Genomic DNA, 16,094 nt, shown 5'->3' on the forward strand with positions numbered 1-16,094 from the left:
TCACCAGATTGTTCGGCGAACCACGCTGGATCCGGCATACCTGGAGAAAATATGACTGATCGCTGCAGACGATCAATCGACGAAGACGCCGACGCTTGCGGCCCGGCCCATGGCGTCGATCACCGTGAGCTTTGAGTAGCCGCCGCCGTCCGGGATCCACTGATTGGTGCGGCGCCGGGAAATATCGGGCAATGGCTTGCCGTTGGCCAGCCAGCGGAAGGGCGCGCGTCCGCCCTGCAGCTTCAGCATCAACGGCGAGAGATCGCCGCTCTTCGCCCCAAGGTCGACATGTGCGCCCTCCGGTGGATAGACGATCTGCGGCGCCGGTTCACGGCCGGAGGTCGCCAACAGGCCGCTTGGATTGATGGCAAAGCGACGCTGGCTGATCGGCAGTTCTGGTTGGGCGATCCGTATTGCTCCCAAGGGCGGGCGCGGGAGGGGCGTCGTCGCAATCCCTGACTTTGCGAAACCTTCAAAGAGGATCGGCGCGGCAGTGCCGTAACCCGTCAATCCCGGGACAGCGCCATTGTCAGGGCGCCCAACCCAGACGCCGAGGACATAGCGGCCATCGTAGCCGACGGACCAGGCATCGCGATAGCCGTAGCTGGTGCCGGTCTTGTAGGCGATCCCGCGTTTCGGAGCGCCGGCTGGTGGAATGACGCCCGAGAGGATATCGGCAACATTCCAGACGGCCACCGGATCAAGCATTCCCTCGCCATCGATCTTGCCAGGGCGGTCGTTGACGCCATCGCCGATGCGGACCGGCTGGCCGCGATTGGCAAGCGCAGTGTAGAGCTGGACCAGATCCTTCAGCGTGATGCCGAGGCCGCCGAGACCGATTGCCAGCCCGGGTGTTTCGTTCGGGGGCAGCAGGGGGCGCACTTCGGCGCGGCGAAAACGGATCAGCAGCTTGGCCGGATTGACGGCATCAAGCAACTTGACCGCCGGGACGTTCAGCGACAACTGCAGCGCCTCGCGCACCGTGACGTCGCCCTGATAGCTCATATCGAAATTCCGCGGCCGGTAGCCGAAGAAATCGGCAGGGCGGTCCTCGATGATCGTCTCCTGGCTGACAAGGCCTTCTTCGAATGCGAGGCCATAGATGAATGGCTTCAGCGTCGAGCCCGGCGAACGGTTGGCGCGCGCCATGTCGATCCAGCCTGAACGGCTGGCCTCGAAGTAGTCGGCCGAGCCAACCTCGCCGAGAATGTCGCCCGTTTGTGCATCGGCCATGACCATGGCAATTGACAGCTTCGGACCCAGTTTCAAGGCGGAGGCACGGGCAACGGCCTCCAATCCTGCTTGCACCTGTTTCTTCAGGGTCGTGTCGTATTGCCGTGCTTTCGGATCCTTGCGACGTGCCGCTTCGGCAACATGCGCTGCAAGCGCCGGAAGCTGCATGCGTTGAGACGGCACCGGCACGATTTCGGCACGCGCCGCCTCACCCTCGCCGACAGCCTCGCCGACAGCGACACGCTCGAGCACCCGTTTGCGCGCCACCTCGGCCGTCGCGAGGTTGCGGTCCGGCCGACGCTTTTCCGGCAGCTGTGGCAGCGCGACGAGGAGAGCGGCTTCCGCGACCGTCAGCCGCCGCGGCTCCTTGCCAAAATAGGCGAGGCTCGCCGCCCGCACACCCTCGAGATTGCCGCCATAGGGTGCATGCGTCAGATAGAGATCGAGGATCTGCGCCTTGGATAGCCGCCGCTCGATCTGGATGGCGCGTGCCATCTGCAGGAGCTTTGCCGACAGCGAGCGGCCCTGACGCGGCTCGATCAGCCGGGCGACCTGCATCGACAGCGTCGATGCACCGGAGACGATGCGGCCATTGGTAACGAACTGCAGGGCGGCACGTGCCATTGCCTGAAGATCGACACCGGCATGGCTGTAAAAACGCCGGTCCTCGTAGGCGATCAGCATCTTGAGGAATTGTGGATCGACATCGGCGGCTGTGGTTTTCAGACGCCAGAGGCCTTCAGGCGTTGCAAAGGCACGCAGCAACTGACCATCCGCATCGACCACTTCCGCGGAGACCGTTTCCGCCTTGTCGAGCGGCGGCGGATAGGCCCGGTCGGCGATGTCAAGCAAGACCAACCCTGCGCCGGCAAGGATGATCCCGGCAGCGCTTCCGATCGCGAGCTTCCTTGCAAGTCTCATTTCGACGCTGCGGTGACCTCCATCTTGCCAGTCGCGGTGCGTGCGGAGAGCTGCGGTCGATACATGTCCTCGACGACGGCGGCCGGATGATCGTAGATGCCGGGGGTCACGGCGCGCACGACATAGGCGACATTGATTTCGCGATTGTCGTCCGCCGACCGATTGAACGCGGCCACGAAGCGGTCATTGCGGAATTCGGTGTGGGCCGCCGTCACCTCGCCGATCCAGTCGAAGTTCGTCAGTTGCGCGCTGTCGACCAGGTTCGGATTGTCGATCTGGAAGCCGGCCGGAAGCAGGTCCGTCACGACGATCCGCGACGGCCAGTTGTTGCTTTCCGTGATGTGCAGCACAACGACATAGCGCTCGTTCTGCTTGGTTTCGGTCACATTCGCCTGCTCGCCATCCATCGTGTAGTAGGTGCGCTCGATGGCAAAGCCGTCACCGCCCGCGGGCGGCGGCACGACAGGGGCAGCAAATGTCGTCACTACCGCCGAGACAGGCTCGCCGGTCTGGTTGGTGAGCGTGAGCGCATTGCCCATCAAGGCATCCCCGGTCATCTTCGCCATGTAGGCGCCATTGTGCTGCGCGCCGTTGACGTCGATCTTGATAGAGTCATCACCGCCCTGAATTGCGCGCGCGGCAAGCAGCATCCAGGCCTGTTCCTGGGTGCTCGTGTATTTGCTGCGGTTCCATTCCTTGGCGACAGCTTTGGCCAATTCCGAAACCACCGGCGGGACCGGACGGCTTTCGGCGGCAAGAGCAAGGATTGCGGCACCATCGCGCAGGATCGAGCCGTAATCCGTTCTTGAAAGATTGACGCGCGTCACCATGGACTGTTCAGACATCTGCAATGCGTCGACAAAGACGTTCTTCGAGCGCGTCGCATCGCCATAAAGCGCCAGTCCTGCCGCGATATGAGCCTTGGCGAGCGGCGTCGGGAAGTCATTGATCATCGTGTCGGCATAATAGCGAAGGTCGCTGATCGCTGCCTTCTTGTTGCGGGCGAGAACGTAGAGCGCATAGGCAATCTGGTCGCCCTGATCCTTGACATTGACATCATAGCTCAGCGCGTTCTGAAGGTTCTCCAGAGCTTGCGCGAATGCACGATCCGGGACGTCGTATTTCTGCTCGCGTGCGCGGGTCAGGAAATCGGTGACATAGGAATCGAGCCAGAGGTCGCCGCTGTCAGGTCCCCAAAGGCCGAAGCTTCCGGCGGACGCCTGATAGGAAAGCACGCGGTAGATCGCGTCCTGAACGCGCTTCTTGACGTCGGCATCATCCTCCAGACCGGCCTCATGGGCAAGCTCGCTCAGATAGAGCAGCGGCAGGGCACGGCTGGTCGTCTGCTCGGCGCAGCCGAACGGGTAACGGTCGAGCGACATCAGCAGAGCCGGTATGTCGAAGGCGGCCGAACGCGTGACGCTGACGCTGACGGAGGCGCCTTGTAGAACGCTGTCTGCCAGCAATGCCTTGTCGACCGTCAGCCTGGTTGCCGGATTGAGCGCCAGAACGCGGCGTTCGGTCAACGGCAGAACAGCTGGTCGAACAGGAACGTCAACCGTCTGATCCAGCGACAGGCCGGCCGCGTCAGCGAGATTGATCGAAACGCTGCCATGGCCCGGTTGCGTACCGGTAACAGCGAGTGTCACGGCTGATCTGGCGCCGGCCTCGAGATGAACAGTCTGTGACGCCTCGCCAATGCGCACGGCATCGTTGCCAGCAACGGTCAGCTTGAAGTCGCCTGCCGGCGCGTCCGTATTGGCGATATCGAGCCGAAGCTCGGAGGTATCTCCGGGGGCGAGGAAGCCCGGCAGGCTCGCCGTCACCACGACAGGGTCACGAATGATGACGTCCTTCGTCGCATGGCCAAGGCCGGCTTTCGACCAGGCGACCGCCATCACGCGGGCAGTACCGTTAAACTGGGGAATGTCGAAGCTGACATTGGCCTTGCCTTGGGCATCCAGCTTCACCGGACCAGAGAAGAAGGCAACAAGCTTTTGCGTCGGCGGGCTTCCCTGAAGTGCCACAGCGCCTCCGTCGCCGCCGGTTCTCAGCTTGCCGGTCGCGCCGAGCGAACCGTCGATAAGCCGTCCGTAAAGGTCTCGAATTTCGAGACCGAGCTGACGCTGGCCGAAATACCAGTCTTCAGGGTTTGGTGGCTCGTAGCGGGTCAGATTGAGAATGCCGACATCAACAGCCGCAACCGTCACATAGGCGTCCTCGTTGGCGCCCGCGCCGGCAACGGCAAGGGTGATCGGCAGCGGTGCGCGCGGCAGCATCTTTTCCGGCGCATCGATCGCTACCTGCAATGCTCGCTCCGACGGATCGACCTTCAGCCATTTCACGCCGATCGCGCGCATCGGCATGTGGCTGTCGTGAGCATCGCCGGGGCGGAACAATGTCGCGGTGACATAGGCGCCAGCCCCCCAATTTGAAGTGACGGGAATATCGACTTCGCCACCGTTCTCGCCAATGGATGCGTTCTGGATGGCCACGAGGGTTTCCGTACCGGCCGCGATCATCAATTCGCCTGCGTAGCGCGATGAGACCTTCAGCTTCGCCGTCTCGCCGATCCTGTAGCTCTCCTTGTCGAGCGCGATCTCAAGCCCGTCAGGCGTCTCCGTCGACGTTGCTTGGACGAACCATCCCGCATCGAATTCCACGCTCGAAGCGGGGCCGTCGGTCTGCGTGCTTTCGACCTCGAGGCGGTAGCGCCCCCAGGCGACGTGAGACGATATCTTCGCGCCGTCCAGGGACGCATCGACATTGCCGTTGGCAACCTGCTCGGCGGTGTAGATCGGCTCGTATTTCCAGGCCGTGCCATCGCGATACCACTGATAGTCGCGGTTCAGCTTGTAGAGTTTCCAGCGCAGGCCGCTCATCGCCTGCTTCGCCCCGTCTGCATCAACGCCGATAATGGTGAAGTTCGCGATCGAATTCTCGCCAAGGTCGCCGGAGAATTCCGGCTTGATGCCGATCATCGGGCTTTGGTTCTTGACGGGAAGCACGAGCGAGCGCTCGATGGCGCGGCCACCGGCTTCCTGCATGCGGATATAGACCGTAGCGTTCAGAAGCTGCGTCGTTGCCGGCAGATCGCCGACAGTCAGCTCGGTAATCCCTTCCCCATTTTCGTCGAGGTCGGGCAGGCCTTCTATGGTCTGGCGCGTCTCTTCGCTGGCTTCCTCGTCGGCAAGCCCAAAGAAATAGCCCGGGAAGGCCTCCGCCTCGCGGGTCGGCTTGATCACGACATCGCCTTCGAGCGACAGCCCTGCTGCCGGTGCGCCATAGAGATACTTGCCTGATATGTTGATCGTCGCTGACGTCTCCGGACCGATCACCTTGGCCTCGGTCTTGATCTCCATGTCGGTACGATCCGGCACGAAGTCGTCGACCAGGAAGGTTTTTGTCGCGATCGGTGAGCCTTTTGGGTCTGTGTGAATGTTCATCGTCCAGGTGCCGCGCATGGCATTTTCCTGAACGGGGAGGTCGATCGCATAGCCGCCAACATTGCTGGTCTGGCTGACGATCCGGCGGTCCTCGACACCGTCGGGGCGCAGAAAGATGAAGGTCAGCGGCAGGCTCTCGATGGCCTTGCCATCGGTATCGCGAGCAAGGGCAGCGGCGTGCACCGTCTCGCCAGCGCGGTAGATGCCGCGCTCCGTCCAGCTCAAGACATCGATGGCACCGGGAGAAGCACGCCCGGTGACGCCGCGATCGGAGAGATCAAAGCCCGCGCGCGTCATGTCGAGGAAGACATAGTCGGCGCCACCTTTCCTGGCGGTGATGACAGCCGGTGTCAAGGCAGCCGTCGCACGCATCAGGCCGGCAGTGAACGTCGCCCGACCGTTCTCATCGGTCGTTGCAGTGCCGAGGACTTCATTGTTCTTCGCCAGGAGCTGGAGCTCAACGCCGGCAATCGGCTTTGCCGAGGCGAGCGAGCGGGTGAAGACGTTGAGGCCATCGGTACCCGCGTATGTCGTGATGCCGATATCGGAAACCACGAACCATTGCGTCGCCTGCGCATTCCAATCCTGGTCCGGGGCGTTTGGCGCCGTTGCCGTCAGAACATAGACGCCAGGCTTGCGCTCGGGCAGCGCCTCATCCACCGGGAAGCTGGTGACGACATCCTTGTTGAGGTCGTTGGTCATCTCGATCGAGCCTTGCCAGACAAGTTCGCCGCTCTCGTCTTCGATGCGCTGTGCGCTGTATCCGTCGAGCTGCGTCAGAAATTGCGAGCTCGTCAAAAGCGGAGCGATGCCGCGATCGCCGATACGATAGAGCTTCAGACTGGCGGAAGGCATGTTGACGGAAACGATCGGGATCCCGCGGCGGSCCGTCGACGGCAGAACGAAGCTGTCGCCAGTGAAGCGTACGCTGGCTGTGCGGTCCTTGACGTAGATATCGAGGCTGACGGGGGCCTCGAGGACCTCGTCGACCGAAGAGGGCAGGCCGGTGCGGAACGTGATCTTGTAGTTTTCACCGTGGGTCAGCCCCTCGATGCAGACCTGCTTGTCCTTGGTCTCGAGCGCCTTGGGGGCTGCACCGTTGAGCGTCACGAAGGGCGTATAGTCCTGCGTCTTGACCAGGGTTTCGGAGAATGTCGCGCAGATACGGGGATTTGCACTGTCGGCATCGACAGTATGCTCGGTAATGCGAAATCCTTGCGTCGATTTCAGCTGCAGGAAGGCCGCCTGGACCTCCTTCGAGTTCACGAGTGCCAGGCTTGCCTTGTAGGCATTGAGTGCGGCGCGATAGTTGGTGTTCTTGTCGAGCGCGGCGGCAAGCACGGAGAGTGCCTCGGCACGGGCCGAAGCTGTTCGTGTCAACTCATAGCCATTGACCGCGTCCAGCACAGCCTGTCCGTAGATCTCGCTGCCATCGTTGTCGTCGGTCTTAGTAAAGCTGTCACCGGCGCGCGCCGTTTCCAGCCAAAGATCGGCATTGTCGGGGGAAAGTGCGAGCGCACTTCGGAAGGATTTCACGGCATCAATGACATTGCCTGCTGTCAGGTCGAGACGGCCGTTGGCGATCAGGCTGTCGGCGCTCTGGTCCTGCTGGTCGTCGGCCACTTCGAGATTGGCCTTGTTATCGCGCGCCTGCTGGATCGCATCTCCGGAGAGAAAGCCGAGCCGGGGGGCGGCCCCGATATCCGGCTCCGGCTTTGCAGCGGCAGTCTCGACGATCTTACCGGCGATAGCGCCCGGGAAGGCGTTCATCGTCTTGAAGTCGGACTTCAGGAAGCACCACTTCACCTTCGGATTATAGGTGAAGGCCCTGCAGGACTTGTCACCGATGCAGGATGTCTTGCATTGATCCAGCGTAAGGTTCTGTTCGGTCCGCAGATCGAAGCCGAAGTAATCGGCGTCCTGGATTGTCTGGATTTCGCGTTTTGTGTCTGCCGCGAATGCGGGAAGGCTTGCGGTAAGAGACGCAAGAGCAACGGCGGTGAAGGCGAAAAACGCGCGTACAGACATAGGTCCCCCCCAAGGTGACTGGCGCTGATCCAGGGTGCACTCTCGGCACTCCACAACCCATTGTCAACTCGACCGAAGTGTTGTTGGGGAACGGCGCAAGGGTGCCCGAGATCAGCTAAGGGATACCATTTCGCGGGCTCGCCATCTGAGCCGCCATGTGTTTCCCATGGGCCACCTCTGATTGCTCCTCACATTTGTCTTTAACGGCTTATTAGCGTTAACAGCGATCTATTGGCGAACGAATCCGCCTCAGGGCGGAACATATTGTCCTCAATGCCGTTATCCGCTCGCCAACATGCAGTTGCGCGTAACCAGTGTTGCAAAACAAGCAGAAGCAAGGGGCAATCATGGACGGCGATGTCGAAACACAACGGCGGACCGGTGGCGCCATCTGTGAAAGCGTCTTGATCGTTGAAGATGACTATCTCGTTGCGCTGGATCTTGAAACAACAGTCAGGGAAATGGGGCTCGATGTCGTCGGTGTCGCAACCGACAGAAGGCAGGCTTTCTCACTAGCCGCACAGGCCGACATTGCCTTTGTCGACGTCAACTTGGCCGATGGCGCGACTGGCCCAGAGATTGGTCAACGGCTCGTCGATGAATTTGGCGTAACGGTCGTCTTCCTGACCAGCAACCCCGCGGCGGTCGTTGGCCGTGTTCACGGAGCGCTGGGTGTCGTCAGCAAGCCGGCAACGCCATCGATCGTGCAGAACTCCCTGCGCCATGCGCTCGATGCGCGCCGCGCCCTGTAAGCGTCGCCCGTAATTTAAACCCCCGGAGACGCCCTGTCAGAGGAATACTTCCACATTTGGTCCACGCCGATGGGTCGGGGTTCGCAGTCTGAGACGCAGAAAGCTCAAAACTTGAGCTCTACCGGATTCTATCGCGCGTACGTTGTATACGTCCGAATGTTGAAGCGAATCTACTACTTTTGCGACCAATCGCCCTATCTTAGGCAAATGACTAGCAAGCTAATCATCATTTATTTTTGTCGTGGGCTGATTTCCAAACTAGCCATACGGGGCGGAGGCATGAAATGAATTTGAGGGCTGTTACGGGTAAGGTGCGTAAGCAGAATGTCGCGTATATTCTTGGCAGGTTCAGGATGGTACGCGTGGCATACAGTTCCGGTCGAGGTATCATCAGCTTCTTTCAGCGCGCCGGAAGCAGCGCCGGCAAATGGCACATGCCTACACTCTTTCCGAGCGCAGACGTATCCGACATAGTGCAGAGCATCCGCGACGAGGCAGTGTTTGTGGGTCTTAATCTCCCAGCCCACATTATCGACGAGATAAAGGCCTTCGCGCTGACAGAGCCCCTGCACGCGATCTACGATCCCAAGGGCCCAACATTCCATTATTCTGACGTTTCGAATGGAATCGCCGCCGACGGCCGACCGATGCCGATTGGAGGCGTGCCCGACCCTGCCCGATGCCCTGCAGTCCAAAAGATTATCAATGACCCTGTCCTGCGTTCGATCGTTCGCAAGTATCTCGGGCACGAGCCACGAAAGATCACCACTATCCTCGACTGGAGCTTCGGATCGTCGATGACAGATGAGGAACGCAGAAGTCTGAAGCATGGCGTGATCGACTATCACTATGATGTGGCCGGCTACAATTTCGTTTACGCAAGTTTCTACATCACTGATACGGATCGATATTCCGGAGCTCACGTGATGATGAAGCGCTCACACAAGTCGAAGCCCTTGCGGATGCTGTTCGGTTCGGCACGCGCGAGCCAGGAGGCCGTCTACAAGCAGTTTGGCAGAGAAAACGAAACAACGATCGAGGGTCCAGCTGGTACCGGCTTCGTGCAAGATACGTCGTGCTATCACAGAGCCTCTCCTCCGACACGAGGTGACCGGCTGATGCTGGCAGTACGTTTTATCGATTAGCCTGCCCGCGCATTTCGGCGGGCTGAAGATGTCGGCACTTGGACCTGGCGTTTAGATAGTCTGCGTCTGTTCAGCGACTGCGGATTGGCGGGCTATCCAGAGCTGAAGCACGTGCTGCGCGGTACTTCAGACGCTGGATAACGCACCCGATATGAGAAAAAAACTCCCAAATGGCGACACCTATGGTCTGCGTCTCCAACTCCGCCATACTGCTTCGTCACTTGGTTAGGCCAAAGAAATTTGCGAAATAGCGTTGTTGGTGCCGCCGCCACCGTCTGACCCAGGGGTGAGGCGGCGGCTTTCTTCGCTTGCGGGTAGACCCAACTTTCGCATACGCTGAGCTCATCCGCATTTTTGAAAAAAGTGGGACCGTCCGTTGAGTTGTCAAATATCGAGATGGTTCTCCGTCCAGTGCTCCAACTGATCCACCGCTGCGATTACGCCTCTGAGTTCCGCCAATCCCTTGAGCCGGCCGATGCAGGAATAGCCTGGATTGACCTTCTTGGTCTGATCGTCGATCAGCAGATGGCCATGGTCGGGGCGCATCGGAATGACGCTGTCTGCCCTTCCGGACGCGGCCCGGCGGCGCTCCTCCCGACGTAGCGCCGAGATCAGCAAGACCATGTTGACGTCGCCGCCGAGGTGCTCGGACTCGATGAATGAGCCGTCCGCTTCCTTGCTGACATTTCGCAGGTGCGCGAAATGGATGCGCTCGGCAAAGCGGCTCGCCATGCCGACGACGTCGTTGCCGTGGCGCGAGGCGTAGGATCCGGCACAGAGGGTTATGCCGTTGGCAGCATGATCGACCGCTGCAAGGATGGTCTCGATATCTTCCGACTTCGAGACGACACGCGGCAATCCGAACAGCGAGAAGGGCGGGTCGTCCGGGTGAATTGCAAGACGTACATTGTTTTCGACGGCTACCGGCACGACCTCTTTTAGAAACTCGACGAGATTGCTGCGCATGTCGTCGTCCGAGAGCTCGTCGAATGCCGCGATATGCCCGCGGATGGTTTCCCGCGTGTGGCTGTCCTCGCCGCCTGGAAGGCCGGCAATAACATTCCTCTCGAGGGTATCCACATCCTCCTCGCTCATGCCTGCCAATCGCTGGCGCGCCGCTTCAACGAGCGGAGCGTTGTAGCTCTCTTCGGCCGCAGTACGCTTCAAGACAAAGACGTCGTAGGCGATGAAATCGATCATGTCGAAGCGAAGCGCCAGGCCGCCAACGGGCGTCGGGTAGAGCAGGTTGGTGCGCGTCCAGTCCACGACGGGCATGAAATTGTAGCAGACCACAGGCACGCCGCCTTTGCCGAGATTGGCCAGACTCTGCTTCCACGCATCGACATAACGACGCCAGTTTGCGTTTCGCAGTTTGATCGCCGAATTGACAGGGATCGACTCGCATACCGACCAGACCATACCGGCATTTCTTACCAGGGCCATGCGTTCGGCAACGTCATCTGGCGTCCAGACCCGGCCGTCATAGATATGGTGGAGCGCGGTTACGATGCCGTGCGCGCCGGCCTGACGGGCATGGGACAATGTGACAGGATCCTGGGGTCCGAACCAGCGCCAACTTTCCAGCATTACAGACGACCTCCCTAATATGTTGGACAATTAAGCGCACTTTATTTGATCTTCGCAAGCCAAAAGCGACGATTGCCAAAATAAGGCCAACATAATAGATTTTCCGGAGAACGGAGCTTTTCACTGTGCAGTTCAGCAATCGCGCCTCGGCGGTAGATGATGTCGTCCGACAAATCCGCGGTCTCATCCGCGAGCGGGGGCTCGGTGTGGGCGACGTCCTGCCGAGCGAAGTCGAGCTGGCCGCGATGTTCGATTCCAGCCGAAATACGGTGCGCGAAGCCTTCCGTACGTTGAAGGCGTACGGAGTCGCCGAATCCAGGCAGAAGGTCGGCGCCGTGCTGACTGACCAGCATCAAAATGCCATGCGCGATCTCTTTTCCTTTGCCATGGAGATTTCGGTCGATGCCTTCCGCGATATCCAGGGCTATCGGCGACTGACGGAAATGAACCTGTTCGATCTGCTTGCTGACCGTCTGACGGGAGAGGCTCTTGCCGAGATGGAAGCAGCCAACGCAGCCATCCTGATAGCGGAGGACGCCGAGCGTGCCTCCGAGCTCGATTTCGAGTTTCACCGCCTGCTTGTTGATGCTGCCGGCAACCGCACATTGTCGGAAACCTATGGAATGCTGAAGCCTGTCATACAGCGATTGATGCTCGCCGGAAAATCGCATCGACTGACTTTGGAGGCGGTTGCAGCCGAGCATCGCGACATCCTTCAGGCCCTTCGCGATCGCGACCGGATTGCCTTTGTCTATCACATGGATCGTCACCTCAGTGCCGGTCTTGAGTTCATTGTTGAATGAGCATGCCGAACAGTGGGAGAGGCTGATGGGAGAATATGCCGGCAAGATCGCAATCGTTACTGGGACAACGGGAATCGGACGCGCGATCGCATTGCATCTGGCGCGCGAGGGCGCGGCCGTTGCCTGCCTTGGCATCGATGAAAAGGCGAACACCAAGCTTGCGGAGATCGGTGTGGAGGACGGTCTGGCCCTGCGCGTTATCCGAACGGATGTTTCCGTCCCGGCAAGCGTGGCTGATGCCTTTGCCGAATCTGTCGCAGCGTTTGGTGGCGTGGATATCATCGTCAATTCGGCGGCGGTGCACCCATACGGCAACGCCACCGACACACCCTTCGAGACGTTCATGCGCTGCATGGCGGTGAATGTCGGCTCGATCCATCTGACAGCCGAGCATGGCGTGCCCGAGATGCGCAAGCGCGGCGGTGGCGTGATCATCAATATTTCAAGTGTGCAAGGCTTTGCGTGCCAACCCGGTGTTTCTGCCTATGTCGCTTCGAAAGGGGCGATCCACGCATTGACGCGGGCGATGGCGATCGACTTTGCGGCAGACAATATACGCGTCGTGTCGATCAGCCCCGGTTCGGTGCGCACACCTATCCTGGAGCTGGCGGCGCGAACATTCGAAGGAGAGGATGCCGATATCGATGCCGTGTTTCGGCGTTTCGGAAAGGCGCATCCGCTTGGTCGCATTGCCGAACCCGAAGAGGTGGCCGCACTCGCGGCCTTCCTGGCGTCGGACAAGGCTGCGTTCATTACCGGATCGGATCACCGTATCGATGGAGGCCTGACGGCCGGTATCGGGGTGCGCTGAGGGCCATGCCCGGCCTTTGACCGGGCAGGCGCTTTGTTAGATGAGACCGGTAAACAGCCCGATGCCCGCGAGTGCGGCAATGCCGCCAGCCGAACGCATGACGATTGCTCCTTGCTGCTCGCTGATCTTGCCGATCAGGTAGCCAATGATGATGCCGGCAATGTGAAGCACTGAGGTTGCCAGCATGAAGCCCGCTGCATAGGCAATGCCGGCGGCAGCCGCGGGCATTTCGGAACCGTGCGCATGTCCGTGAAAGATAGCAAAAAGGCCGACGACACCGGCTGCGATGGCGAGGGGAGCGCGGATACCCAGCGCGATGACGGCACCAAGGACGATCACGGAAAAAGCAATTCCGGCTTCGACAAATGGAACGGAAATTCCCATCATGCCGAGTGCGCCGCCGATCGCCATGACCGAGACAAAGGTGGTCGGCACCAGCCACAGCGCACGGCCGCCGAGCTGCCAGGCGAGAACGCCGACGAGGATCATCGCGAGAACGTGATCGAGCCCGGAGACGGGATGGGTGAAGCCGTGGGCGAACCCAACTGTTTGGCCAACGCCGGTGTGGGCGAAGGCGAGCGATGGAGCAAGGACGCAAACCGCGAGCGCGGCGTTAAATCTGGAAATCTTTGAAAACATGGGAGGCCCCTACTTTGTCCAAGTTGTCCAGAAAATGGCACGCTGGATCAGGGGGATAAAGCAAAAAAATCAGCGACACCGTCATTTGACGTAGGTCGTTTCAACGTCGAGCCGTTCAAGTCGGCTGCAGCATGCCAAACACGGCGACAAGGCCAAGCACGGCAAGACCCAGGACTATTTCGGCGCCAGTCGCCCACTTGAGGGGCTCGAGCGACGGGTTGCGAGCAAGCCTTGGAACAAGAAGGTAACGATTGCCTATCGCAAGCGCGATCAGCGCGAACACGATGAGGATCTTGATGCTGAGCAGAAGCTGATACTCGAGCTGCCAGTCCAGTGGAACGGATCCGACAATCAGTGCTGTATTGATGACGCCGGTCGTGATGACGAGTGCCACGGCAACATGACCCGCGGTTGAAAACCGCATCAACGCCGTCCGTGCGTCCTTCTGGCATCGGCTGTCTCTCAACAACGGCAGGGTGACGACGATGGGGACCAAAGCGCCGAGCCAAGCCCCACCCGACAGGAGATGAACACCGTCGTTGAGGCGATGCATCATGCGTAACCATCCACTGTGCATCGCGGCATGGCCACTGAGCGTGAGGCTGACGAGCAGCAACCCGGCGCTCATCGCGCGGGCACCGTGTCTGAAACGGCCCGTTACCAGGCAAGAGACGATCAAAAGACCGGCGGCGCAAGCCTGGGCAATCCAGGCCTGCCCGACACTGGTCCCTGTAAGGACGGAGGATAGCATTTGCGGCGCAAACGCGTCGGCCCAGCCCTCGCCGATCGCAGCCGCTCGCAGCGGGAGCAGGGAGGTGGTCGTGCCGATAATCAGAAGCGTTGAAAGGGCAAAGCAATGACGGAGCCGTCGGCTCACCTGTGCCGCCACATCTGCTGGCGCAATCCAGCAGATGTAGGCTGATGCGCCCCACAAAAATATGGCGGAACCATAAAACAGGAAGCGGCACAGGACAAGCGCGGCGTCTGGTGTCACGGCTTGACCGTGAAGCCGTATGCGCCCGTGGTCTTATGGCCGTCTGTCGAAAGAACGTGCCATTCCACTTCATAGGCGCCGGGATCGAGCTTTTCCGGAAGAGGAACCATCAAGGTCTTTCCTTCATCCGTCAGCATGGCGTCACCGGTCTTCACCGAAGCCTTGTCCGGGCCGATGATTTTCGCGCCGGAGAATTTAAGATCCAGCTCTTCGGAAAAGTGCAGGTCGAGCTCGTCGGGAGAGACTGCGACCGTTGCCTTGTCGGCGGGCACGCTCTTGGTCAGATGACCATGTGCAAAAGCCTGCCCGGCAAATACGACGAGTGCAATCGCCGACAGTGCGGCAAAGCGTGAATGTTTAGGCATGTTTCTATCTCATATTCTGGTCACGGTTCTGATGCGTTAGCGCATGCGAGCCTGGTGGTCGCTGCCCTTATTGCGGCTTGGACATGTCCATGCCACCCATATCCGAGTGGCCGTCCTTTGCGGACGCATTCGCCCCGCCAGCACTGCCGACTGTAAACTCGACGTCCACCGATCCCGCCATCTCGAAGGTCAGGGTGGCCTTGATCGTCTCCCCTTGCTTGAATGGCTGCGCGACGTCCATGAACATGATGTGGAAGCCGCCCGGCTTCAGTTCGACCGTCTGACCGGCGGGAATGACGAGCCCGCCCGCGACGGGGCGCATTGTCATCACGCCGTTGTTGACGCTCATCTGATGAACTTCGGTTTTTGCAGCCCGGTCGGACGTGATGCTGACGAGCCTGTCATCGGCCGAACCGGTGTTGGTCAGGTTCAGGTAGCCACCCCCGACCTTGGCACCCGGCACCATGGCTCGAGTGCGGGGGTGGCCGATGTCGATGGCGCCCACCTTGATGTCATTGGCGGCAGCGATTGCAGCAAACAGACCGGCAAAGATCAGGCCTGTGATCAGTATGAGCAGTTTCTTCATAGGGTGCTCCTGGCAGGATCATCTCTCGCGACGACGCACGACGGCAGGGAGATAAACATCCTTGCGAAATGGAAATTGGATGCGGGTGCGATCTGCTTCGGGCCGAACGGTACTGAGCGCAGGTCAGTGGCCACTGTGACAGCATCGTGGCATGAGCCGAAATGCCGGCTCAAGCAAAGACAGTAGAGGCCGGAGGCGCCCTTGGACCGGTATTCGGGGGAAGGACCCGGCGGAAAGTCCCATCCACTTCGTAGGGCTGCATGGCAGCGGTCGCGATACGAGGACGTCTATCCCGATAATTGTCCGGAACGGGCAACAGGACCGACGCAGCAATCCGGCAAGCCTCACAACCCTGCGCTTGCTGCGCCGTATCATGCTTGCTCGTCCCGTCTGCCTTGCCCGCGATGCAGATAACGGGAAGCGTGCCGTCGGGCAGAACATATTCTGTAAACTCGGAGGGAACGAAGGCGCCTTTGGCAAAAGACGGCGTTTGATGGGCGAAGCCGACAAACAGCAGCGCGATGGCGCAGGTCATGCGCAACATCCACCGCATGATCATCGCGTATCTTGCCTGCAACCGTTTCTCCTTCGCTGACGCGAACGTCTCTACGGAGCACAGCAATAGATCCCAATGCGGCAATTTGAAAGAGGCACAAAGAGATATAGCTTGCGTTATCGCAAACACGGATGCCTGCACATTGAATGCGCAAGGCAAATTGTACATTGTCTGGATGAGCGAGCGCGGCACCGACTGCGATTTTTTTGGCGTCCGGCACGGGAGCGT

Annotated in this window: 12 protein-coding genes; 4 read left to right on the top strand and 8 right to left on the bottom strand. The window is 60.1% G+C overall.

Going from position 1 to position 16,094, the window contains the following annotated elements:
• Nucleotides 1–72: 72 nt before the first annotated feature.
• A complete protein-coding gene (gene pbpC, locus AC1DE4_RS06725; protein WP_477880650.1) occupies nt 73–2,154 on the bottom strand; it encodes a penicillin-binding protein 1C in 2,082 nt (693 codons plus the stop codon).
• A complete protein-coding gene (locus tag AC1DE4_RS06730; RefSeq protein ID WP_477880652.1) occupies nt 2,151–7,628 on the bottom strand; it encodes an MG2 domain-containing protein in 5,478 nt (1,825 codons plus the stop codon). Before AC1DE4_RS06730 ends, pbpC begins: the two co-directional genes overlap by 4 nt.
• 347 nt (nt 7,629–7,975) lie before the next feature.
• Here AC1DE4_RS06730 and AC1DE4_RS06735 point away from each other — a divergent pair, with 347 nt between their 5' ends.
• Entirely contained in the window at nt 7,976–8,380 is a 405-nt protein-coding gene (locus tag AC1DE4_RS06735; protein WP_477880654.1) for a response regulator, read from the top strand.
• A 353-nt stretch (nt 8,381–8,733) separates the two neighbouring features.
• Nucleotides 8,734–9,525: a phytanoyl-CoA dioxygenase family protein gene (locus AC1DE4_RS06740; RefSeq protein WP_477880775.1), complete on the top strand. Its 792-nt coding sequence runs from the start codon at nt 8,734–8,736 to the stop codon at nt 9,523–9,525.
• Between the two features lie 384 nt (nt 9,526–9,909).
• Here the strand turns inward: AC1DE4_RS06740 and uxuA are convergent, their stop codons facing one another.
• Nucleotides 9,910–11,112 carry a mannonate dehydratase gene (gene uxuA / locus AC1DE4_RS06745; RefSeq protein WP_477880656.1) on the bottom strand — a complete coding sequence of 401 codons (1,203 nt, stop codon included), beginning with the start codon at nt 11,110–11,112 and terminating at the stop codon, nt 9,910–9,912.
• Nucleotides 11,113–11,237: 125 nt separating this feature from the next.
• Here uxuA and AC1DE4_RS06750 point away from each other — a divergent pair, with 125 nt between their 5' ends.
• Both AC1DE4_RS06750 and AC1DE4_RS06755 read left to right on the top strand, forming a co-directional pair.
• On the top strand, nt 11,238–11,915 hold the full coding sequence (locus AC1DE4_RS06750; protein ID WP_477880658.1) for a FadR/GntR family transcriptional regulator: 678 nt from the start codon (nt 11,238–11,240) through the stop codon (nt 11,913–11,915).
• 25 nt (nt 11,916–11,940) lie between these two features.
• On the top strand, nt 11,941–12,726 hold the full coding sequence (locus AC1DE4_RS06755; protein ID WP_477880660.1) for an SDR family NAD(P)-dependent oxidoreductase: 786 nt from the start codon (nt 11,941–11,943) through the stop codon (nt 12,724–12,726).
• A gap of 36 nt (nt 12,727–12,762) precedes the next feature.
• Here the strand turns inward: AC1DE4_RS06755 and AC1DE4_RS06760 are convergent, their stop codons facing one another.
• The 5 genes from AC1DE4_RS06760 to AC1DE4_RS06780 form a co-directional block, all read right to left on the bottom strand.
• Entirely contained in the window at nt 12,763–13,365 is a 603-nt protein-coding gene (locus AC1DE4_RS06760) for a HupE/UreJ family protein (protein WP_477880662.1), read from the bottom strand.
• A gap of 115 nt (nt 13,366–13,480) precedes the next feature.
• Nucleotides 13,481–14,359, bottom strand: coding sequence for a copper homeostasis membrane protein CopD (gene copD / locus AC1DE4_RS06765; RefSeq protein WP_477880664.1), 879 nt, complete (start codon nt 14,357–14,359; stop codon nt 13,481–13,483).
• On the bottom strand, nt 14,356–14,724 hold the full coding sequence (copC, locus tag AC1DE4_RS06770) for a copper homeostasis periplasmic binding protein CopC (protein WP_477880666.1): 369 nt from the start codon (nt 14,722–14,724) through the stop codon (nt 14,356–14,358). The genes copD and copC overlap by 4 nt, the downstream gene beginning before the upstream one ends.
• A gap of 67 nt (nt 14,725–14,791) precedes the next feature.
• A complete protein-coding gene (locus AC1DE4_RS06775) occupies nt 14,792–15,310 on the bottom strand; it encodes a copper chaperone PCu(A)C (RefSeq protein WP_477880668.1) in 519 nt (172 codons plus the stop codon).
• A 169-nt stretch (nt 15,311–15,479) separates the two neighbouring features.
• Nucleotides 15,480–15,887, bottom strand: coding sequence for a hypothetical protein (locus AC1DE4_RS06780; protein WP_477880670.1), 408 nt, complete (start codon nt 15,885–15,887; stop codon nt 15,480–15,482).
• Between the last annotated feature and the right edge of the window lie 207 nt (nt 15,888–16,094).

Source organism: Rhizobium sp. 10N414 (genome assembly GCF_056394785.1).

Coding starts and splice junctions, on each gene's coding strand:
- pbpC (WP_477880650.1), bottom strand. CDS start 2,154: ATGAGACTTGCAAGGAAGCTCGCGATCGGAAGCGCTGCCGGGATCATC.
- AC1DE4_RS06735 (WP_477880654.1), top strand. CDS start 7,976: ATGGACGGCGATGTCGAAACACAACGGCGGACCGGTGGCGCCATCTGT.
- AC1DE4_RS06740 (WP_477880775.1), top strand. CDS start 8,734: ATGGTACGCGTGGCATACAGTTCCGGTCGAGGTATCATCAGCTTCTTT.
- uxuA (WP_477880656.1), bottom strand. CDS start 11,112: ATGCTGGAAAGTTGGCGCTGGTTCGGACCCCAGGATCCTGTCACATTG.
- AC1DE4_RS06755 (WP_477880660.1), top strand. CDS start 11,941: ATGGGAGAATATGCCGGCAAGATCGCAATCGTTACTGGGACAACGGGA.
- AC1DE4_RS06760 (WP_477880662.1), bottom strand. CDS start 13,365: ATGTTTTCAAAGATTTCCAGATTTAACGCCGCGCTCGCGGTTTGCGTC.
- copC (WP_477880666.1), bottom strand. CDS start 14,724: ATGCCTAAACATTCACGCTTTGCCGCACTGTCGGCGATTGCACTCGTC.
- AC1DE4_RS06775 (WP_477880668.1), bottom strand. CDS start 15,310: ATGAAGAAACTGCTCATACTGATCACAGGCCTGATCTTTGCCGGTCTG.